Origin of the sequence: Bacteroides sp. AM23-12, assembly GCF_003434395.1 — a bacterium.
GTDB lineage: Bacteria > Bacteroidota > Bacteroidia > Bacteroidales > Bacteroidaceae > Bacteroides > Bacteroides thetaiotaomicron.
Genome location: NZ_QTLF01000011.1, coordinates 82,644 through 104,027, shown reverse-complemented (window position 1 = coordinate 104,027; position 21,384 = coordinate 82,644). Strand labels below are relative to the sequence as shown.

Here is a 21,384-nt window from a genome sequence, read left to right as displayed (position 1 = left end):
GATGAAGGAGAAAGTCTATTTACAGATAACTTCCGGCAGGGGACCTGCGGAATGTTGCCGGGTGGTGGCATTGGTACTCGAAAGAATAGTAAGACAGGCGCAGGCAAGCGGACTGAAAGTAGAAATGGTAGAACGTGAAGTGGGGCCGGTCAACCGGACACTGCTTTCGGCTACCATTGCTCTTCAAGGCGCAGCGAGCGGAGAACTGGCGGATGAATGGGAGGGAACGGTGCAATGGATTGCCCAAAGCCCGTATCGCATTTATCACAAGCGGAAAAACTGGTTTGTCGGTGTGCATTCGTTTGTGTTGTCGGAGAGTCAGGAGGCTACAGAAAGAGATTTCCGCTATGAAACCTTACGGGCTTCCGGTCCGGGCGGGCAGCATGTCAACAAGACAGAGTCCGCGGTCCGTGCCGTTCACATCCCGTCCGGGATGAGTGTGGTAGCTTCCGACCAACGTTCACAATGGCAGAACAAGAAGCTGGCAACGGAACGCCTGTTGGTGAAACTTTCGTCATGGACGATGGAACAGGCGATGATTCAGGCGCAGGAAAACTGGAGTAATCATAATCATCTTCAACGGGGGAATCCCGTGAAGGTGATTCGGGAACCGCTGATTTAGCTGTGAGTAATAAAAAATATATAAAGTGACTAAAAAGTCGGTTCTATCTCCCATTCCCCTCCCTTCGGGAAGGAAGGGTGGCTGAAAGTCGGGGTGGTAGGTGGATGCATAGATTGATGATAATCAAAGTTATATGCTTACCTACCACCTCCCCCTGCGGGGACTCCTCCTTCCCGAAGGAGGAGAGTTTGAGGTTACTACCGACTTTTTAGTTCGCCTTTATGTATGCAGGATAATGTCACTATATCAAGGCGATAGTGTCATTATCCTGTTATTATTCTTTCGGGTGGTTAACTGAAAATATAAACGATAATTCCTGTAATCACCACATATGCCAGTGCATACGGGATAGCAGCTTTCAGTATTTCCCCTTCCTTTCCCTGCTGGTTTCCAGCAGAAGTCGCAATGGCGATACTTTGCGGAGAAATAATCTTACCGCCTGTCGCACCTACCGTATTTGCAGCTGACAGCCAGTCCGGACTGACATGAATCTGTCCTGCCACACTTGCCTGTAACTTTCCGAAAAGGATGTTGGAGGAGGTATCACTTCCTGTAATAAATGTCCCCAGGCAGCCGATGACCGGAGCAAACAGCGGATACAAGCTTCCGGTAGCAGTAGCCAGTGCCGTAGCGATGACAGCAATCATTCCCGAAGTATCCATAATGGTGGATAATCCCACGAGACAGATCACGGTAATAAAGGTTTTCTTTAATTGCTTCACCGTATTCCAAAGAACGATAAACAGCTCTTTGACTTTGGCACCCTGTATCAACCCACCGATAAAAGTACCGAGGAAGAGTAGTACACCTGCATGGGTCAACCACGAGATTGTATAGTTTACGGTAGTAGCATTGACAGGCAGACTGATTCTTGTAACCCAGTTATTCTCCAATGTACTTCTCAAACTCGGGAAAAGCGGACTGGTGAGGATGATCAGGAACAAAATCAGTAAATAGATGCTCCATGCATTCAGTATATCTTTGGTTTTCAGCGTACTTTTCCGAGCCTTTTCTTCTTTCGATGCGGTCAGTTTTCCATAGAGAACGATGACAATGATAGAAAGAATACTTCCGATAATGGCAGGCGATTCTGCCCCCATATATCTGGCAGCCAGATATTGTCCGACCAAAGAAACACCTCCGACCAGCAGGGCCAGAAATATATTCTTCGGGAGTGCTTTCAGTTTAGGATTGGTGAGGAAAAGCAAGACCAGCGGAATCAGAAACATGAGTACCGATAATTGCAATACAACGTTCGTACTGAGTTGTAGCACATCCAGATTCGTTTCCTTTGCCAACACCAATACCGGAGTTCCGATAGCACCGAAAGCCGTAGCGACACTGTTGGCTATCAGACTGACAGTCGCCGAAAATATCGGCTTGAATCCTAGACTGATAAGAATCGCCGCCGGAATAGCAACCGCCGTTCCGAATCCTGCCATCGCTTCCAGTAATCCTCCGAATCCCCAAGTCAGCAGCAATACCTGAATACTTTTATCCGTAGAGATGGAAGCGAACTGTTGTTTGATAATCTCCATCTTTTCCGTTTTCAGTAATACGTTATAACTGAAAATAGCCATCAGAATGATGATTAAAATAGGAGAGACCGCTTTCAGTGCTCCATATAAAAAGGAATAAAACAGATTGTCTACAGAAAAGGCAAAACCGAAAAGAGCGATCAGCATGGTTACAATCAACGAGATAATACTGCTCTTGTCGCCGGACATCTTGAAAAACGCCATCAATACAATTAATAGCAATACCGGAATAATAGCAAGGATTAGTGTCATAATTCTAAATTTTAAATAGTCAACTTTTGGTGAATACTTAATATAACAAAACAAAAGGTCGTTTTGATGGATATGTGACTCTAATTTTATCCAACTTCTTTTTGTGAATGTGTCAAAAATATATTCAGGCACGGATTTCACAGATTAACACGGTTTTAAGAGTTAGGTAACCCCAAACCGTGAAATCCGTGTAATCCGTGCCTGAAAAATCGTTTTAAGTGACTTCCGTCCCTTCTGCTATTACTTGCTCATTTTCATATTCATGATCTGTTGCAACTGTTTCAAGTTTGCCTGAGCAGCTTCATTTCCTAATTTGGCAGCTTGTTCAAAGGCTGCTGTAGCACGTTGAATATCTCCGTTTAAGAAGTTATACACGCCTGTATTATTCAGAAATTCGGCAGTGGTATGATCCGCTTTTTCCATATATTTCAATGCGGTATTGATATCCTTCTGTGACAAGGCGACAGCCGCTGCATTCAGATTGGCTACAGCATCCGTCGGATACATACGTACGGCAATATCAAATACATCTACAAAGTCCTTGCTGCCTTTCGGATAACTATTGGCTACCTGATACATCTCGTTCAGACTCAGATATTTCGGATTTTCACGGATGATGATACGTCCTTGTTCCACATCGAAGTTGACCACTGTGTAGTCGATTTTGCAGTTTACTTTACGCAGTCCCGGATAAATCTCTTTCAGCATAGTGCGATAAGGAGCGCCGCCGCCGACTTTCATGATTTCCTGTTTACGTTTCACGTCATTCGTTGTATTTTTGATGATATTCAGGAAGGTTTCCTTATCCTTCATCGAAGAGGATTCGAGAGCTTTCACCAGTCCGTCCCAGTTCTCTCCACCGAAAGTCACTTTATACAGTTTGGCAGATGCCTTTTCGTTCTTGACCAGATAATCTTTTAGAGCTTCCGCACGTTTTTTAGAGAGTTGCTCGTTGAAAGCCAGCGGCCCTTCGGGAGAAGCGAATCCTTCGATGCTGATGCTTTGTACGGTCAGATTCTTGTCATTCTGAATTTTATCAAACATAGAATGAATATTCACCAGTTCGGAGTGATTGTTCATGAAGTCGGTAAGGATGACAGATTTGTTGACGGGGAAGTCCAGATGAGCTTCGTATTGCTCACTGCGGTTTTTCACCACTTCCACTGTAGGCTGGATGTAGGCTACGATAGGAGACATGGCACTCAGTCGTTTGGCTTCGGTAGATACATCGTTCGTTATCAGTTCCTGCGCGTTCATTTCCTGATAGTTGCCGCATCCGCATAGGTTCTCTACCAGTTGCAGGGATGCGTTTGCCATCCATGGCTGATAAGGAATGACCTGCGTATAATTAAACGTTTCTCTTTTATTATAAGGTACGATGATAGCCGTGGGTTCCTGTTTGCTGATCGCTAGTCCACGTAGATAGGCTTTCTCGCGTCTTTTGCCGTTGACGATAATCTCCTGTAGCGGGATATTATGTTGTCCGTCCGTCAGCAGGGGGATCAGGCTGAGACTACGTGCCGAGCCGATGGTTAGGTTTGCCATGTCGACCGTCATGCCGACATAAAGCGAGTTTCCTTGTTGCCATAAGGATACATTCGAAAGCGTGAGCGCATCATTCAGAAATTTCTGTGCATGAGCCGGAAGTATGGTGGCTGCAAGAGCTATAAATAGATAGATAAGTTTTCTTTTCATCATTGTAAGTTTTAGAAAGTTCGATTATTTGATGACATAAATGAAGCTGAGGCCGATTTTGGTCGGACCGAAATAGTTGCGGGTGTTGTGCCCGAGTTTTTCACCTCCGTCACCGCGGGCATATTTATCATATTTCAGACGGGCGTAACCGACTCCGACGGTTGCTTCCATGCTCCAGCGTTTGCTGATAATCCACTGGTATCCGTAAGAGATGCCGGCTCCGTACAGACTGCCGTCATAGCGGTCGTGCCCCATTCCGAATATATTCAGGTTGCTGACATTCATTTCTCCGTAGTGTCCGTGCAGGCCGAAGAAACTTCCGTTGAAACGTTCGCAGAGCCAGTAGCGCAATTCCGGTTGTACGAGCCAGTGCTTGATCTGGCGGTCGTTGCCAAACTTCCACGGATTGTAGTTGCCGGATACATCGAGGGTGATTTTCTTTGCCAGTCCGACTTCGAATCCCAGGTTGGGAGTGCTCGTAGCCCAGTAGAGGGCATTGGTCTTGATGGCGAATTTGGGTAAATAGGTTTCATTCCGTTGTACTTGCGCATACGCACTTGTACCCAATACGAGCAGGAAACCGGCTGCTAATAAAAGTTTAATTGTTCTCATTTTTGTTAGGGTCTAGGTTTTATTAAAATGATATGCGATAAACACATGATTGTGTGACTTTGTTGTGTAAACCCGTAGAAAAGATTCCTTGCCCGTATCCGCCATAAAGATGTTTAAGGGCATAAATGCTAACAAATTCGGCAAATGATACGTTTACTATATAAAAATACCTTTGTGTAATCAATATGACAACTAATTAATTTATTACTGACTATTTTTACACATAACATTAATACAAACAGCCTATGAAAGAGCTTATCAAGAATCTGGAAGAACTGAACAGGAAAGCAGAAAAAGGTGGCGGGGATGCCCGTATTGAGAAACAGCACTCTGTGGGCAAACTGACCGCCCGTGAACGCATTGACTTACTTCTGGAAAAGGGGTCGTTTATCGAACTTGATAAACTGGTGACCCACCGGTGTACCGACTTCGGTATGGAAAAACAGAAATTCTCCGGTGACGGGGTAGTGACTGGTTACGGAATGATTGGCAAACGGCTGGTCTATGTTTTTGCACAGGACTTCACCGTATTCGGAGGGGCTCTTTCGGAGACACACGCCAAGAAGATTTGCAAAGTGATGGACATGGCGATGCAGATGGGAGCGCCTATTATCGGACTCAATGATTCCGGTGGTGCGCGCATTCAGGAAGGTGTCCGTTCTTTGGCAGGATATGCGGAGATTTTCCTTCGCAATTCCATGGCTTCGGGAGTCATTCCGCAGATCAGTGCTATCATGGGTCCGTGTGCCGGTGGTGCCGTTTATTCTCCTGCACTGACCGATTTTATTCTGATGGTCAAGAACTCCGGCTATATGTTTATCACCGGACCGGACGTAGTCAAGAGTGTGACACAGGAAGAAGTAAGCAAGGAAGATCTGGGTGGAGTGGGCATCCACATGACAAAGTCCGGCGTGGCGCATCTATCGGCCGAAAATGATATTGAATGTATCAATTACATCCGCGAACTTATTTCTTATCTGCCGGGCAACAATATGGAAGAGCCTCCTTTTGTTGTCACCAACGACTCGCCGACCCGCCTGACACCCGAACTGTCCGACTTGGTGCCTACCAATCCGAATCAACCTTATAATATAAAGGAGATGATAGAAGCGGTGGCCGACGATAATAACTTCTTTGAACTTCAGGCGGAATTTGCCGCGAACATCGTCACCGGATATATCCGTCTGAACGGAAAGACGATAGGGGTGGTAGCCAATCAGCCGCTGGTGCTGGCAGGAACACTGGACATCAATGCCTCTATAAAGGCTGCCCGTTTCGTTCGCTTCTGCGATGCTTTCAATATACCTTTGCTGACTCTGGTCGATGTTCCGGGATTCCTTCCGGGAGTAGATCAGGAATATGGCGGAATCATCCGTAATGGTGCGAAACTGCTTTATGCTTACTGCGAAGCTACCGTGCCGAAAGTGACCGTTATCACCCGTAAGGCTTACGGAGGCGCTTATGATGTGATGAGTTCCAAGCATATCCGTGGCGATGTCAATCTGGCTTTCCCCACTGCCGAAATCGCTGTGATGGGACCGGACGGGGCCGTAAATATCCTATTCAAGAAAGAGATCGAAAAGTCACAGACTCCCGAAGAAAGGCGAAAGGAACTTCAGAGCGATTATCGTGAAAAGTTTGCCAATCCTTACCGCGCAGCGGAACTGGGCTATGTGGATGAAGTGATCGATCCGGCCGTTACCCGTTTGCGCCTGATACGCAGTTTCGAAATGCTGGCCAACAAACGTCAGTCCAATCCGCCTAAGAAACACTCGAACATTCCACTTTAATAAATGGAAAATGGAAAGTTGAAAGTTGAAAATGGAGAGTGATAAATTAAAAGAAACAGATTATGATAAAGAAAATATTAGTTGCTAATCGTGGAGAGATAGCCATGCGCATCTTCCGTACTTGTCGGGTGATGGATATTTCGACGGTGGCTGTTTACACGCATGTAGACAGGGGGGCTTTGCATGTTCGCTATGCGGAGGAGGCTTATTGCATCTCCAATTCGCCGGAGGATACTTCTTATTTGAAGCCGGAGTTGATACTGGCCATTGCCAAAAAGACCGGAGCCGCCATTCATCCGGGATATGGGTTCTTGTCAGAGAATGCCGACTTTGCCCGTCGTTGCGAAGAAGAAGGAGTGATCTTTATCGGGCCCGGTGCCGATATTATTGCTAAGATGGGGATCAAGACTGAGGCACGCAAAATCATGCGTGAAGCGGGGCTGCCCATCGTTCCCGGAACGGAAACTCCCGTGCAGGGGATCGAAGAAGTGAAGAAGGTTGCTAAGGAAGTAGGTTATCCTATTATGTTGAAAGCGCTTGCCGGAGGAGGCGGAAAGGGGATGCGTCTGGTCCGTTCCGAAGAAGAAGCGGAAACGGCTCTTCGTTTGTCTCAGTCCGAGGCGGGTACTTCTTTTGGTAATGATGCGGTCTATATAGAGAAATATATCGAGAATCCGCACCATATCGAGGTGCAGATTATGGGAGATAAATATGGCAATGTGGTTCATCTGGGCGAGCGTGAATGTTCCATTCAGCGACGTAATCAGAAGGTAATCGAGGAGTCTCCGTCACCGTTTGTGAAAGACGAAACCCGTAAGAAGATGCTGAAAGTAGCCGTAGAGGCTTGCAAGCGGATCGGTTATTACAGTGCCGGCACGCTGGAGTTCATGATGGATAAAGACCAGAACTTCTATTTCCTTGAAATGAATACCCGTTTGCAGGTAGAACATCCGGTGACGGAGGAATGTACCGGCGTCGATCTGGTGCGTGACATGATCACGGTGGCTGCGGGCAATCCGTTGCCGTATAAGCAGGAAGATATAAAATTCAGCGGAGCTGCCATCGAATGCCGTATCTACGCCGAAGATCCGGAGAATAACTTTATGCCTTCTCCCGGAGTGATAACTGTTCGTGAAGCTCCCGAAGGCCGTAACCTCCGTCTGGACAGTGCCGCCTATGCCGGATTCGAAGTTTCACTGCATTATGATCCGATGATTGCCAAGCTCTGCTGCTGGGGGCGTACCCGTGAATCCGCCATCTCCAACATGGCACGTGCCTTGCGTGAGTATAAGATTCTGGGCATCAAGACGACGATTCCTTTCCATCAGCGTGTGTTGAAGAATGCCGCTTTCCTCGAAGGAAAATATGATACGACTTTTATCGATACCCGTTTTGACAAGGAGGACTTGAAGCGTCGTCAGAATACTGATCCGACTGTTGCCGTGATCGCTGCCGCCGTAAGGCATTACGAGAGGGAGAAAGAAGCTGCATCCCGTGCCACCACGCTCCCTGTAGTGGGCGAATCTCTCTGGAAGTATTATGGCAAGTTGCAGATGACTGCCAATAATTATTGAATAGGTGGAGAGTTGAGAGTTGAAAATTGAAAGTTAAGTTGGTCATTCATTAAAATTAGAAAGATATGGGTACATCGTTAGCGACTTATTATGCCAAGCTTCTGGATATGCCGGACAGTGAATATAAGGTAGAGATTCTGGAAGACGGACCGATCAAGAAAATAGCGGTCAACGGTAAAATATATGAGGTCGATTATAATATGGGAGGCGACTCCATTCATTCGATCATCATTGATCATCACTCGCATGGAGTGCAGATTTCCCCTTCTTCCAATAATTCTTATACCATTATGAATAAGGGTGAGCTTTATCAGATAGAGCTACAGGGAGAGATGGAAAAGATACATAATGCCCGTGCCGGTACGGAAGCCGTAGGGCGTCAGGTGGTACAGGCTCCGATGCCGGGGGTGATCCTGAAAATATATGTGAAGAAGGGAGACGAAGTCAAGCGTGGAGACCCGCTTTGCGTATTGGTGGCCATGAAAATGGAAAACGAGATTCGTTCTGTCACCGATGGAGTAGTGAAAGAAGTCTTTGTCGAAGCCGGTATGAAGGTCGGTTTGAACGACCGGATTATGGTGATTGAATGATTCTCAAAAAAAATAAAGGTGTTTTACGTACTTATCTCAAAAGTTTTCTTTACTTTTGGCAGATAAGTACGTATTTATATCCGGATGTCTTATGAACAACGAACAAACAAAAGAAGCACTGAAAGAGGAATTGGAGTTGCTTAGAAAAGAAAATGAGCAACTGAAGCGACAACTTCGATCTCTGGAACAGAATAAACAACCCGAAGAAAGCTCCACCAGCTTTCAGGAAAGGTATGCCGTTAAAATATTAAATTCCTTACCGGATATGCTGACTGTGTTCAACCACGACGAAGTGGGAATTGAAGTCGTATCCAATGAAGAAACCAATCATGTCGGGATATCCAACAAAGATTTTGAAGGAATGCACATGCGCCAGATGGTGCCTCCCGAAGCCTATCAGAACATCCATGCCAATATGCAGAAAGTGATCGCCACGCGGACTGTTTCGGCAGCGCATCACGACATGGATTTCAATGGCTCTCACCATTACTACGGGAACCGGATTTTTCCGTTGGATGAAGAATACGTTCTGATTATGTGTCGTGACATCACGGAGAGAGTGGCCACCCAGCAACAGCTGGAGATATTTAAAAGCGTACTCGACAAAGTCAGTGACAGCATTCTTGCCGTTTCCAGTGACGGAACGCTGGTATATGCCAACAAGCAATTTATGGAAGAGTATGGTGTCACCCAGCAGATGGGTACCCAGAAAATATACAACCTGCCCGTCTCTATGCGCACGCGCGGAGTTATGGGAAGCCAAACTGAAAGATATACGCGATAATGGCGGTAGCTTTTCATACCGTGCAGCGTATGTGCGCAAAGGTGAGGAGAAAAACAGAGTACACCAAGTCTCTACCTACCTTACACAGGAGGATGATACGGAGCTTATCTGGTTTTTTACGCAGGACATTACCGATGTAATAAAGAAGCGGGATGAACTTCGTGAATTGAATCTCCTGCTGGACGGTATTCTGAATAATATCCCTGTCTATCTGTATGTGAAAGATCCCGAGGACGATTTCAGATATCTGTATTGGAACAAGGCATTTGCCGAACATTCCAAGATTCCTGCCTCCCGGGCAATCGGCCGAACAGACTTTGAGATCTTTCCGGAGCGTGCAGATGCCGAAAGGTTCCGCAGGGATGATTTGGAATTGATCCGGACGCATGAACGGATCGATATGCAGGAGACCTACGTGGCGGCCACCGGCGAGACCCGTATTGTGCAGACACTGAAAGCGCTTGTCCCGATGGAAGGGCGCGAACCGCTTCTGATCGGTATCTCCTGGGATATCACTAACTTTCAGAATATCGAGCAGGAACTGATTAAGGCACGCATCAAGGCAGAGCAATCCGACAGATTAAAAACCGCCTTTCTTGCAAATATGAGCCATGAAATCCGGACACCGCTGAATGCGATTGTCGGTTTCTCCAATTTGTTGCCTTCTGCCGAAACCCTTGAAGAAGAAAAACTCTATTCGAGCATTATCAATCAGAACTCAGAGATCCTGTTGCAGCTGATTAATGACATCTTGGACTTGTCTAAGATAGAAGCCGGTACATTGGAATACGTCAGACAGCCGATGAACCTGGGTGAAATATGTCGGAATATCTATCAGATTCATAAGGATCGTGTGCAGGAAGGGGTTACCCTTATTCTGGATAATCAAGACGAAGACCTGATTATTGAAGAAGACCGGAACCGCATTGCGCAGGTTATCACTAACTTCCTCACCAATGCCGGTAAATTCACGCTTTCCGGTGAAATCCGCTTTGGCTTTAAAGTCAATAATCAATGTATCCGTTTTTATGTGAAGGATACAGGTATCGGAATAGCTCCCGATAAGGTGGGACATATTTTCGACCGTTTTGTCAAATTGAACTCATTTGCGCAGGGGACAGGTCTCGGACTTGCCATCTGCCGGATGATCATAGAAAAGATAGGAGGGGAGATCGGAGTCACTTCGGAAATAGGCAAAGGATCGACTTTCTACTTTACGATACCTTATAAAGAAAGCTCAGATGACCGTATTGCATTTTCCGAGGCTTCGGAAACGAAATACATCAGCCACACCATCAAGAGGATGCAGAAGATCAAGAAGATTCTGGTAGCTGAAGATGTGGACAGCAACTTTGTACTGATCAAGAATATGATTGGCAAAGATTACACTCTGTTATGGGCGAAAGATGGCTTTGAGGCGGTGGAGATGTATAAACAGTTCCAGCCGGATTTGATTCTGATGGATATCAAGATGCCTCGTATGGGTGGACTGGAGGCTACCCGCATCATTCGTTCCTATTCGAAGGAGATTCCTGTCATTGCGCTGACTGCCTATGCTTTCGAAGCGGACAAGGAGCAGGCTTTGGAAGCCGGCTGCAATGACTTTGTCACGAAGCCGGTTTCAAAAGCAGCATTGGAAGAGGCGTTGGGGAAGTGTTGCGGGTAGTAACTACAAGTGATTATATTATACTCATTTTCCTATTTCGGGAACTAATAAGAACTTTGTTTCCGGAAAGTACTTTTCGAGCCAAGCTCGTATAAACTCCATCGTATCATCTTGAATTGTTTTATCCTCTACCGTCGGATAGAGATTATAAAGTACTGTATCCAGCACAATGTCCCGTTTCTGTATGGCTTCAAGACTCAGAAGAGTATGATTGATGCTGCCTAGCTTTCCGGAAGTCACGAAGATAAGCGGATATTTCTCCTGTGCGATATATTCAATTGTCAGGAGCTCCGTAGTCAGAGGAACCATCAGACCGCCCGCGCCTTCAAGCAGAACACAGTCATACCGTTCGCTTAATACTTCGGTAGCATGCTTGATCTTGTCGAAATCAATGGGACGATGATCCAGTCGGGAAGCCAGATGGGGGGAGGCGGGATAAGAAAAGATCTCCGGCATGGTCAGCCCTTCCTGATCTTCCTGGGTGAAAGGGATTTCCATAATGCGCCGATGCAGGTCTATATCTTCGGAATGCCCCACATTTCCTGTTTGGATAAACTTCTGCGTAATGGTTCTTTTGCCGTTTTTATTCCATTCGCGTGCCAGGTAGCCGGTCGCGTAACTTTTGCCGGCATCGGTATCGATACCGCTTACAAAATATACATTCTGTTTCATACTTTTTTCTTTTTTGCTATGATATAAATAGGGTGATATGTCAGGGACACTGAAGTGCCCTGTGTAAATTCTTGTGTGTAACGTTCGCAAAAATGCTGCAAATCACGACGGGTCCAAGTCTGTTTCTCATGCTTCGGATAGAGGGATGATTGCGCTGACAAACCATTCACCCCCGTCTGCTTCAGATGATACAGCACTTTCATCGGATCCTCGAAAGAAAGGGGGATCAGCTCTTCTTCTGAGTACAGTATATCAAAGTGAAGAGACAGGGCTGCTTCAAGCTCTTCCCTTGAACGATAGGGTAGTCCCTTTCCGGTAAGCTCACGTATCTCTTTCATATTCTTTTTCCCAAAAGTACTGAAAGCAAAGTATCCCTGACTGTGAAGCAATGTATTACACCTTTTGAAGAACTCCTCCGGCGAGTCGAACCATTGCAAAGCGGAACAGGAAGTAATCAACGTACTTTTATCCGGAAAAGAAATCGTCTCCGCATCTCCGGAAAGAAAAGAGACTTGTTTCTCTCTTAATAAATCTTCGCAGCAATACCTCATCTCCGGACATAAGTCATTCAGAAGCAACTCTTCCGGACGAAGGGTGCGGAGCAACATTCGGGAGTAAATGCCCGTTCCGCATCCGAACTCAATCACTTTCGGACAGGGAGAGGGAATATGTTTCTGGAGCAGGCGGATCATTTTATTTGCTATCTGCCGTTGTACATTTGCTTCACGGGGATAGGTGGAGATGGCTTTTGAGAAACGTTCTGCAATAATTGTCTTATTCATTGATCAATGATTATTTAATGTTCATGATTACCTCATTAAAAAGCTCCTGCTGATAATGGGCAGCTTCGACGTGCAGGAGGGAGACTGCCTTGTTTCTCCATGCCTGCTCTTGATGGTCCGGAAGGAAAATCCGATCGTTATCTCCGATGATGGCTGTTTGCCAGACAAACTCCGAAGGGAGGGATGACAAGTATTGCTGCCGGATGGCGGCAAGCTCTTCTTTCAGTTCTTCAACCGGACGTTTGGGAGCTATTGTCTGAAAAGCCTTGTAATCAGCAGCAGAACCACACATTCTTCGCTGAAATTTCAGTAGGGTTTGTGCGTTCAGTCCTTGCAGGGTGCCTTCAAAAACGGATGGCGTAATTCCTTTCGTTTCGTGTATCGGATAAAGTGTTCCGTTGATGGCGGTACTTTGGGAAACAGGCAGGGAGGGATATTGCTTCATTACCTGCGAAGCCGCCCAGACTCCCATTGACCATGCGATCAGCGAAATCTTGGAATATGCCTGTATTAAAGTCGTATCGAATTCCAGCGAACGATAATCGTAACAAATCATCCAGTCACATTCCGCCGGATGGATATGTCGGAAAGGCGTTTCGTCCATTCCCCATCCTGCGAAGAATAGTAGAAGGTGCTTTCCATTGTTCCTGATAATAAAAGTCTGCTTCATCCGTTAATGATTTCTATAAGTGTATCGATTTCTTTTTCTGTGATGTCCGCTGTCAATGAGAAGCGGATACGGGAAGTCCCTTCGGGTACTGTAGGCGGGCGTACCGGCAGGGCATAGAATCCCTTGCGTTGCAATTCTTCTGCCTTCCTGATGGTATCTTCGCTTGCTCCGACCACCATCGGCACGATGTGGCTGACGGAAGGACAGTTATATCCTTTCTCGGTCAGTGCTTCTTTCAGTTTCCTGCTGATTTGCAGCAGATGCTCCCTTTTGCTCCGGAAATCAGCGAAGTGTTTCAGTACCCATGCGGTCCACTGGATATTGACAGGAGGAAGGGCCGTTGTGAAGATAAAGGTACGCATCTTATTGATCAGATATTCCCGGATGGTCTGTCGGCAGATGATATATGCGCCGGCGGATGCTGCCGCCTTCCCGAAAGTTCCTACCAGAAAGTCGATGTCGTTGATGCAGTTTTGTTCTTCGGCACATCCTAAGCCTTTCTCGCCCCGTGCTCCGAAAGCGTGGGCTTCGTCTACATAGAGAAGAAGGTTAGCGTAATCGTGTTTCAATCGTACCAGCGCTTGCAGGTCGGCTTCGTCTCCGTCCATGCTGAAGATACTCTCGGTAACGATGATTATCTTCTCATACATACCGTGGTTTTCTTCAAGAAGACGCCGGAGCTGGGCTAAGTCATTGTGCCGGTACCGGATACATTTGGCAGATGATAATCTGATTCCGTCTATCAGGCTGGCATGTACGAGTTTGTCCGCAAGGATCAATGTACGGGCATCACTGACGGCAGGAAGTATCCCTGTGTTGGCGTGGTATCCGCTATTGAACAGAAGGGCGCTTTCTGCTCCGAACATAGTGGCCAGTTGCTGTTCCAGTTCCTGATAGGCAGTGAAGTTGCCTGTCAGCAGGCGGGAGGAAGAGGAAGTGGGCAGAAAGGTTTCCGGAGTGATGGTCTTTAAGAACGCTTCTCTTAAAGACACCTCATTGGCTAACCCCAGATAATCATTGGATGATAAGTTCAGCATCCGTCGTCCGTCTACTGTCACGTCTCTTCCATTATGAATCAACTGTGGGAGAGAACGGTAATTCTTCTTCTCTTTTAAAGTCAGAAGTTCTTGATTGATAGAGTCTAAAATCATAATCTATTCATTTTTTGAGAAGATAGTTAAGTTACATCTCTCTGACTATTTTAAGTACTCCGGAAGTCAGTTTACTTAATTGCTCCGGAGAGATGATGAACGGGGGCATCAGGTAGACCAGTTTTCCGAACGGACGTACCCAGATACCTTCTTCTACGAAGCGGCGTTGCATATATGCCATGCTCACCGAACGTTCTGTCTGGATGACTCCTATGGCTCCTAATATCCGTACATCCGCTACTTGCGGAAACTTGCGGGCGGGAGCCAGTTCTTCTTTTAACTGAGCTTCGATTCGTTTCACATTCTCTGCCCAGCCGGAGTCGAGCAGCAACCGGACAGAAGCACACGCCACCGCACACGCGAGCGGATTCCCCATAAAGGTAGGACCGTGCATAAAAGCCTTTGGGGCATGATTGGAGATAGTATCTGCTATCTGATTGCTTGCCAATACTGCAGACAGTGTCATGTATCCTCCGGTCAGTGCCTTTCCGATGCACATGATGTCCGGTTCCACTCCGGCATGTTCCCAGGCAAAGAGTTTGCCGGTGCGTCCGAATCCTGTGGCTATTTCGTCGAAGATCAGGAGGATATCGTGTTCTTTGCAGAGTTTTTCCGCTTCACGCAGATACTGCGGGTGATAAAACCACATACCGCCTGCTCCCTGAACAATGGGTTCGAGGATGAGCGCCGCCAGTTCTTTGGAGTGTTTCTCTATCGTTTCCCGCAGGGGGATGATCTCGTCCGGATTCCATTCTCCGTCAAATCGCGAAGAGGGGGCCGGAACGAAATATCGGACAGGAAGCGATGAACCGAAAAGACTGTGCATCCCGGTAACGGGATCGCATACGGACATGGCATTCCAAGTGTCACCGTGATAACCGGAACGGATGGTTACGAAATTGTTTTTGTCGGGCTTTCCGGCTGCATACCAATATTGCACGGCCATCTTCAAGGCAACTTCTACCGCCACCGAACCGGAATCCGCATAAAATATCTTTTGCATGGATGGGGGAACCAAGGGCAACAGCAGTTTGCCTAACTCGATGGCCGGATCATGAGTCAGTCCTCCGAACATGACATGGGACATCTTGTCTAACTGGTCTTTTGCCGCCTGATTCAATACTGGATGATTGTATCCGTGCACAGCACACCACCAGGACGACATTCCCTCGATGAGTGTCCGCCCGTCTTCGAGTGTGATCGTTGCTCCGTCCGCCCGCTTTACTTTGTAGACAGGCAATGGATCGGTAGTAGAAGTATAAGGATGCCACAAATGCTCGCGGTCAAACTGGGAGTCGGCGAAGTGGTAACCTTCTTCCAGAATCATCTTCTTGTCGTCGGAAACCTTGGAACCGAGTGTGGTCAGCAAATCACCCACGATGGCGGAATTGATGCCGACAAACAAGGCTTTGCGCATGGCTTCGGGAGTGAGCTGCGAACGTCCTCCTGCGAAACGCAGGAAAGCGGTAGGATTGATGAAGCGGAACAGGGCGATGGTTCGCAGGATTTCTTCTTCGCTCAATGCCTTTTCATTTTCCAGTGGAGTTCCGGGGATCGGACTTAGCAGGTTGATGGGGATGGACTGTACATTCAATTCCGCCAAAGTGAAAGCAAATTCAATACGTTGTTCCATTGTTTCTCCCATGCCGATGATGCCACCGCAGCAGATATCCATCCCTACCCGGCGGGCGGCGTCGAGAGTGGCCAGCTTCTGCTCTTGTGTATGTGTGGAGCAGAGTGTGGGGAAATAGGAAGGAGCTGTTTCGAGGTTGCAGTGATAGCGGGTGATTCCGGCTGTGTGCAAGGCGCGGAGTTCTTCTTCGTTGAGTAATCCAAGGGATGCACAAAGTTGGATGGACGAATGTTTCCGCATAAGGCGGGCCGCATCGCAAAGTTGACTGATCTGTTTGGGAGAAGGTTTTCGTCCGCTGGTGACAAGGGAGAAACGGTTGACGTCTTGACTTTCGTTGTATTTTGCCTGTCGGAGACATTCTTCAGCGGGCAGGAGATCGTAAATCTCGGCTTGAGTCTTGTAGTGAGAGGATTGTGCGCACCATTTGCAGTTCTCCGGACACCGGCCGGACTTGGCGTTGATGATGGAACACATATCGAACTCGTGCGAAGCACAGGTGATGGTAATCTCATGCGCGGCGGCATAAAGCGCCTCGCTGTCGGCCATGTTGGCCAGCCAAGTGGCTTGGGCGGACGATATGTCGAAGCCTGCCAGTACTTGGTCTTTGATTTCTTGAAGTGTCATAAATGTATGATAAGGGATAGTAACTTTTGCATTCTGCTTGCGAAGAGCCACATCTACCACATTGGTATGCAGATGACCGATCTGAAATTCACGTCCCATACTCGCAAATGCGGCATAGTTCTTCCTGCCCCAGTAGCGGAAGCGGGAAAGAAGGGAACGTGTGGTCTGTATGTGGCGTTGTTTCTTCATCAGGTTCTTGTTTTTTGAAGTTAAGAACGGGGCAAATGTACAAAGATTCTTTGGATAAGCAAGCGATACAATAATATACTGCAAATATACACCCTTACCTTGTATCGTTTATACACATCCTTTATCTTGTATTTTTTCTTCTATACTCCTTGCGTAAATTGAAATTGAATCCGACGTATATCTGAAGCGTTCCGAACCCGTTGTCCAGTGAAAAATTATTCCGGTGGTAATTGTAGTTCTTTCCGACAAATGAAGTGCCGACGAAATATTTTCCGTTATTATAGACAACTCCCGCACGGATCAAAAAATCCAGGTTAAAATTGCCGTACCATGTCTTCCCTTCGTGGGTTTCTGCATCTACATCGGAGGCTTTGTAGGCTATGGCGGGAGTGAGAGACAGGCATGCCAGACAGTTGCGGGCAAATACCCAGTTATAGGCATAACCGAAACTGATATTGGCATTGGTGTATTTTATATTGTTGACTTTCATGGCAGGATTCATCGCTTCCAGTATGAAAGCCGGAAGTTCTGCATAGTCGAACTCAAGATTATGTTTTGAAATGGAAAAGCCTGCGATAAACGAACCTGCATTCCTGCGCTGATTGGTTGACTGGCTGAAAGCGGCAGGGTAGGAGAATTTGCGGTTGTTGAAGATATAGTATAGGTTCAATCCCTTGATATCTACTTTTATTCCATTGAACTTTTCGGAGTAATTGGCGGGGACATCTTCCGGGAAACCGTTGATCTTATGAATCTTATAGTTGTTACCTGTGCGACGGTAGAAGATGTCCACTCCCAGCTTGGAACTGTATAGACTTAAATCGAACTCTGTTCCCTTGTTCCTTCGGTTGGTCTTCCGGTAAATGTCGTCCACGTCTACAGACCATCCCAGGAAGATCCATCGCCAGCCGAAGTACAATCCTATCTTGTTATGCGGATTGGGAGAGAAACTCAGCTTCTGCGGTTGGGGCAGATTGCTGGTAACGGAATAATATTCAAAGTTGCTGAAATGGGTAGTCATCAATGCGTAATTATACCGGTTGGGACTGATGTAAAGGGTGTCGAAGTCACTGAAATTCATGAACTTCCTGATCGCTCTCTTAAAAGCGCTTGGTTTGGCCGGTATCACAGAATCAGTTTGCAGACTATCGCTCATAAGGGTATCTCTCCTTTCAGCCTGGGCCTGTAAGGAGAGTGACAGAAACAGAAAAAGAGATAGAACAATTTGCTTCATCCTGTGATTTTTCGTTGTTATGATTGATGCTGTTCGTTTCACGAATGTACTACCTTTCGTTGATTTATACTAATAATCGTCTAAAAAAATGTTTCGTTTCCTAAACAAATGAGATATGTATTCTGTTAGTTAGAACAAGCAAATAAATCCTAAGCCACAAAATTATGAGAATCTATTTACGTTTATTAGTGGCGTTTCTATTGCTTTCTGCCGGCAATGTAGTGTATGCAGAAGCACAACAAGAGAAACGCGTAACGGGTACTGTGACTTCTGAAGGAGAGCCTTTACCCGGTGTTTCCGTACAAGTGAAAGGGGCCTCTTCCGGCACCATTACCGATATCGATGGAAACTATTCAATTGAAGCCCCTGCCAATGGGACTATCGTGTTCCGCTTTGTAGGATTGCGGACAGTGGAACAAGCGGTGAACAACCGGAATGTGATCAATGTCACAATGGAATCGGAGAGCAAAGAACTGGAAGAAGTGATGGTTGTAGCTTATGCTACTGCCAAGAAATATAGTTTTACCGGAGCTGCCTCGACTATGAAGGCGGGAGAGATCGAGAAGTTACAGACTTCCAGCGTATCTCGTGTACTTGAAGGTACGGTATCCGGTGTGCAAGCCAGTGCTTCCAGCGGTCAGCCCGGTACGGATGCCGAAATCCGTATTCGTGGTATCGGTTCGATCAATGCCTCCAGTGCCCCGTTGTATGTGGTTGATGGCGTACCTTTTGATGGCAGCGTCAACTCGATCAATCCTGATGACATCGCTTCCATGACTGTACTGAAAGATGCTGCATCTGCTGCTCTGTACGGTTCGCGTGGTGCAAACGGTGTGATTATCATTACTACGAAACAAGGACAGCAGGACTCGAAAGCTACTGTCAAGGTGAAAGCTACACTGGGTGGTTCCAGTCGTGCGGTACGCGATTATGACCGTGTCAATACCAATCAGTATTTCGAACTTTACTGGGAAGCGCTTCGCAACCAGTATGCCAAGAGTTCTGATTATACCCCTGCCACCGCAGCTACGCAGGCTTCTAAAGACTTGGTTACAAAATTGATGGGAGGCGGTCCGAATCCTTACGGCACACAATATCCGCAACCTGTGGGGACAGACGGAAAGCTGGCAGCAGGTGCTCGTCCGTTATGGAACTCCGACTGGAGTGACGCGATGGAGCAGCAAGCGCTTCGTACCGAACTGAATCTGAGTGTTTCCGGTGGTGGAAAGGCTAATCAATACTTCTTTTCTGCCGGCTACCTGAACGATAAAGGTATTGCACTCGAATCCGGCTACCAACGTTTCAACCTTCGTTCGAACGTGACCAGTGAAATGACTTCCTGGCTGAAAGGAAGCATCAACCTGAGTTTTGCCCATTCCATGCAGAATTATCCGGTTTCTTCGGATTCCAAAACAAGCAACGTGATTACGGCAGGACGTACTATGCCCGGATTTTATCCTATTTGTGAAATGAATACGGACGGCAGCTACAAGCTGGATGACAATGGGGATCGTATCTACGATTTCGGTTCATACCGTCCTTCCGGTTCTATGGCTAACTGGAACTTGCCGGCTACCTTGCCTTTGGATAAATCGGAACGGATGAAAGATGAATTTTCCGGTCGTACTTATCTCGAAGCTACGATCATCGAAGGGCTGAAATTCAAGACAAGTTTCAACTTCGACCTGATCAACTATAATACGCTGGATTATACGAATCCGAAAATCGGTCCGGCTCTGGAAAACGGAGGTGGTTCCAGCCGCTTGAACTCACGTACTTTTTCATGGACATGGAACAACATCGCGTCGTATGATAAAACCATCGGTGATCATCACTTTAATGTGCTTGCCGGAATGGAAGCCTATTCGTACCGTTATGATGAACTGACTGCTTCACGTACGAAGATGGCACAGCCCGATATGCCCGAACTGGTAGTCGGCTCACAGTTGACAGGCGGTTCCGGTTATCGTATCGATTATGCTTTGGTGGGATATCTCACCCAGGCGCTTTATGACTATCAGAATAAATACTTTTTCTCCGCTTCCTTTCGTCGTGACGGTTCTTCCCGTTTTGCACCGGAGACTCGCTGGGGGAACTTCTGGTCTTTGGGAACTTCATGGCGTATCGACCGTGAAAGTTTTATGGCTTCCACTGCCAACTGGCTTTCTGCTCTGACATTAAAGATGAGCTACGGTGCACAGGGAAATGATAATCTGGGTACTTATTATGCAAGCAAGGGACTTTATACCATCGTTTCCAATCTCGGAGAGAATGCCTTGGTTTCCGACCGTATGGCTACTCCGAACCTGAAATGGGAGACGAACCTGAACTTTAACGTCGGCGTTGATTTCTCACTGTTTAACAACCGTTTTTCCGGTTCGTTCGACTTCTTTACGCGTCGTTCCAAAGACTTACTTTATTCCCGTCCGATCGCTCCTTCCTTAGGATATGGCTCTATTGATGAGAATGTAGGCGCATTGAAGAATACAGGTATTGAGATGGTGCTGAACGGAACCATTATCAATCAGAATGGATGGGTATGGAAACTCGGAATGAACCTGACGCATTATAAGAATAAGGTGACGGAACTTCCGCTGAAGGATATGCCGCAAAGTGGCGTAAATAAATTGCAGGTAGGACGGTCAGTCTATGACTTCTATATGAAAGAATGGGCGGGAGTAGACCCTGACAACGGTAATCCGCTGTGGTATATGGATGAGAAAGATGCCAATGATAATTTGACCGGAAAACGTGTCACAACAAGCGACTATGCTTCGGCAAATTATTATTACGTCAATAAATCTTCCCTCCCGAAAGTTTATGGTGGTTTCAATACATCGCTTTCATGGAAAGGGTTCGATCTGTCCGCCATCTTTGCTTATAGCATCGGCGGATATATCTACAACCGTGATATTACTATGATTCTGCACAACGGAAGTTTGGAAGGCCGTGACTGGTCTACGGAGATATTGAAGAGATGGACACCGGAAAACCGTTATACAGACGTGCCTGCTTTGAGCACTACTTCCAATAACTGGAACTCAGCTTCCACCCGTTTCTTGCAGAACAATTCATATATGAGACTGAAAAACCTGACGCTATCTTACGATCTGCCGAAACAGTGGATCAGCAAACTGGCATTGAGCAGTGTTCAGGTGTTTGTGCAGGGCGATAACCTGTTCACTATTCACCGGAATCAGGGACTTGACCCTGAACAGGGAATCACGGGTATCACTTATTACCGTTATCCGGCTATGCGAACTATTTCCGGAGGTATCAATCTATCTTTCTAAAATTACACGATAT

Annotated in this window: 14 protein-coding genes and 1 pseudogene; 6 read left to right on the top strand and 9 right to left on the bottom strand. The window is 46.7% G+C overall.

Annotation, left to right across the window (positions count from 1 at the left end; all coding sequences use genetic code 11):
* The first annotated feature begins 1 nt into the window (after position 1).
* Entirely contained in the window at positions 2-622 is a 621-nt protein-coding gene (prfH, locus tag DW640_RS11910) for a peptide chain release factor H (protein WP_117578209.1), read from the top strand.
* A 290-nt stretch (positions 623-912) separates the two neighbouring features.
* On the opposite strand, the gene DW640_RS11905 is transcribed toward prfH, so the two are convergent.
* The 3 genes from DW640_RS11905 to DW640_RS11895 all read right to left on the bottom strand — a co-directional run bounded on the left by DW640_RS11905 (position 913) and on the right by DW640_RS11895 (position 4,719).
* Positions 913-2,412, bottom strand: a complete 1,500-nt coding sequence (locus DW640_RS11905) for an L-lactate permease (RefSeq protein ID WP_011107792.1) — start codon at positions 2,410-2,412, stop codon at positions 913-915.
* A gap of 240 nt (positions 2,413-2,652) precedes the next feature.
* The gene (locus DW640_RS11900) at positions 2,653-4,107 is read right to left on the bottom strand and encodes a DUF3868 domain-containing protein (RefSeq protein WP_055299495.1); all 1,455 of its coding nucleotides are present in this window, start codon (positions 4,105-4,107) and stop codon (positions 2,653-2,655) included.
* A 24-nt stretch (positions 4,108-4,131) separates the two neighbouring features.
* Positions 4,132-4,719, bottom strand: coding sequence for a DUF3575 domain-containing protein (locus DW640_RS11895; protein ID WP_011107790.1), 588 nt, complete (start codon positions 4,717-4,719; stop codon positions 4,132-4,134).
* A gap of 245 nt (positions 4,720-4,964) precedes the next feature.
* On the opposite strand from DW640_RS11895, the gene DW640_RS11890 reads away from it, so the two are divergent.
* The 4 genes and pseudogenes from DW640_RS11890 (at position 4,965) to DW640_RS11875 (ending at position 11,123) form a co-directional block, all read left to right on the top strand.
* Positions 4,965-6,509, top strand: a complete 1,545-nt coding sequence (locus tag DW640_RS11890; RefSeq protein ID WP_008762326.1) for an acyl-CoA carboxylase subunit beta — start codon at positions 4,965-4,967, stop codon at positions 6,507-6,509.
* 62 nt (positions 6,510-6,571) lie between these two features.
* Entirely contained in the window at positions 6,572-8,083 is a 1,512-nt protein-coding gene (accC, locus tag DW640_RS11885; protein WP_011107789.1) for an acetyl-CoA carboxylase biotin carboxylase subunit, read from the top strand.
* A gap of 65 nt (positions 8,084-8,148) precedes the next feature.
* Positions 8,149-8,673: a biotin/lipoyl-containing protein gene (locus DW640_RS11880; RefSeq protein WP_011107788.1), complete on the top strand. Its 525-nt coding sequence runs from the start codon at positions 8,149-8,151 to the stop codon at positions 8,671-8,673.
* A gap of 91 nt (positions 8,674-8,764) precedes the next feature.
* Positions 8,765-11,123 (top strand): annotated as a pseudogene (locus DW640_RS11875) (PAS domain-containing protein).
* 24 nt (positions 11,124-11,147) lie between these two features.
* Here the strand turns inward: DW640_RS11875 and bioD are convergent.
* From bioD to DW640_RS11845, 6 genes are all read right to left on the bottom strand, one after another.
* Positions 11,148-11,795, bottom strand: a complete 648-nt coding sequence (bioD, locus tag DW640_RS11870) for a dethiobiotin synthase (protein ID WP_016267157.1) — start codon at positions 11,793-11,795, stop codon at positions 11,148-11,150.
* Positions 11,792-12,577 carry a malonyl-ACP O-methyltransferase BioC gene (bioC, locus tag DW640_RS11865; protein WP_011107785.1) on the bottom strand — a complete coding sequence of 262 codons (786 nt, stop codon included), beginning with the start codon at positions 12,575-12,577 and terminating at the stop codon, positions 11,792-11,794. The genes bioD and bioC overlap by 4 nt, the downstream gene beginning before the upstream one ends.
* A 10-nt stretch (positions 12,578-12,587) precedes the next feature.
* The gene (locus DW640_RS11860; protein WP_011107784.1) at positions 12,588-13,247 is read right to left on the bottom strand and encodes a DUF452 family protein; all 660 of its coding nucleotides are present in this window, start codon (positions 13,245-13,247) and stop codon (positions 12,588-12,590) included.
* Complete coding sequence (locus DW640_RS11855; RefSeq protein WP_011107783.1) at positions 13,244-14,398, bottom strand: 8-amino-7-oxononanoate synthase; 1,155 nt, start codon at positions 14,396-14,398, stop codon at positions 13,244-13,246. The genes DW640_RS11860 and DW640_RS11855 overlap by 4 nt, the downstream gene beginning before the upstream one ends.
* A gap of 31 nt (positions 14,399-14,429) precedes the next feature.
* Positions 14,430-16,844, bottom strand: coding sequence for an adenosylmethionine--8-amino-7-oxononanoate transaminase (gene bioA, locus DW640_RS11850; protein WP_011107782.1), 2,415 nt, complete (start codon positions 16,842-16,844; stop codon positions 14,430-14,432).
* A 121-nt stretch (positions 16,845-16,965) separates the two neighbouring features.
* On the bottom strand, positions 16,966-18,078 hold the full coding sequence (locus tag DW640_RS11845; RefSeq protein WP_011107781.1) for a DUF4421 domain-containing protein: 1,113 nt from the start codon (positions 18,076-18,078) through the stop codon (positions 16,966-16,968).
* A gap of 164 nt (positions 18,079-18,242) precedes the next feature.
* On the opposite strand from DW640_RS11845, the gene DW640_RS11840 reads away from it, so the two are divergent.
* On the top strand, positions 18,243-21,371 hold the full coding sequence (locus DW640_RS11840; protein ID WP_011107780.1) for a TonB-dependent receptor: 3,129 nt from the start codon (positions 18,243-18,245) through the stop codon (positions 21,369-21,371).
* Positions 21,372-21,384: the final 13 nt, after the last annotated feature.

Excerpts from the sequence above, each read along its gene's own strand:
- prfH (WP_117578209.1), top strand. The coding sequence starts at position 2 with ATGAAGGAGAAAGTCTATTTACAGATAACTTCCGGCAGGGGACCTGCG.
- DW640_RS11905 (WP_011107792.1), bottom strand. The coding sequence starts at position 2,412 with ATGACACTAATCCTTGCTATTATTCCGGTATTGCTATTAATTGTATTG.
- DW640_RS11900 (WP_055299495.1), bottom strand. The coding sequence starts at position 4,107 with ATGAAAAGAAAACTTATCTATCTATTTATAGCTCTTGCAGCCACCATA.
- DW640_RS11895 (WP_011107790.1), bottom strand. The coding sequence starts at position 4,719 with ATGAGAACAATTAAACTTTTATTAGCAGCCGGTTTCCTGCTCGTATTG.
- DW640_RS11890 (WP_008762326.1), top strand. The coding sequence starts at position 4,965 with ATGAAAGAGCTTATCAAGAATCTGGAAGAACTGAACAGGAAAGCAGAA.
- accC (WP_011107789.1), top strand. The coding sequence starts at position 6,572 with ATGATAAAGAAAATATTAGTTGCTAATCGTGGAGAGATAGCCATGCGC.
- DW640_RS11880 (WP_011107788.1), top strand. The coding sequence starts at position 8,149 with ATGGGTACATCGTTAGCGACTTATTATGCCAAGCTTCTGGATATGCCG.
- bioD (WP_016267157.1), bottom strand. The coding sequence starts at position 11,795 with ATGAAACAGAATGTATATTTTGTAAGCGGTATCGATACCGATGCCGGC.
- bioC (WP_011107785.1), bottom strand. The coding sequence starts at position 12,577 with ATGAATAAGACAATTATTGCAGAACGTTTCTCAAAAGCCATCTCCACC.
- DW640_RS11860 (WP_011107784.1), bottom strand. The coding sequence starts at position 13,247 with ATGAAGCAGACTTTTATTATCAGGAACAATGGAAAGCACCTTCTACTA.
- DW640_RS11855 (WP_011107783.1), bottom strand. The coding sequence starts at position 14,398 with ATGATTTTAGACTCTATCAATCAAGAACTTCTGACTTTAAAAGAGAAG.
- bioA (WP_011107782.1), bottom strand. The coding sequence starts at position 16,844 with ATGAAGAAACAACGCCACATACAGACCACACGTTCCCTTCTTTCCCGC.
- DW640_RS11845 (WP_011107781.1), bottom strand. The coding sequence starts at position 18,078 with ATGAAGCAAATTGTTCTATCTCTTTTTCTGTTTCTGTCACTCTCCTTA.
- DW640_RS11840 (WP_011107780.1), top strand. The coding sequence starts at position 18,243 with ATGAGAATCTATTTACGTTTATTAGTGGCGTTTCTATTGCTTTCTGCC.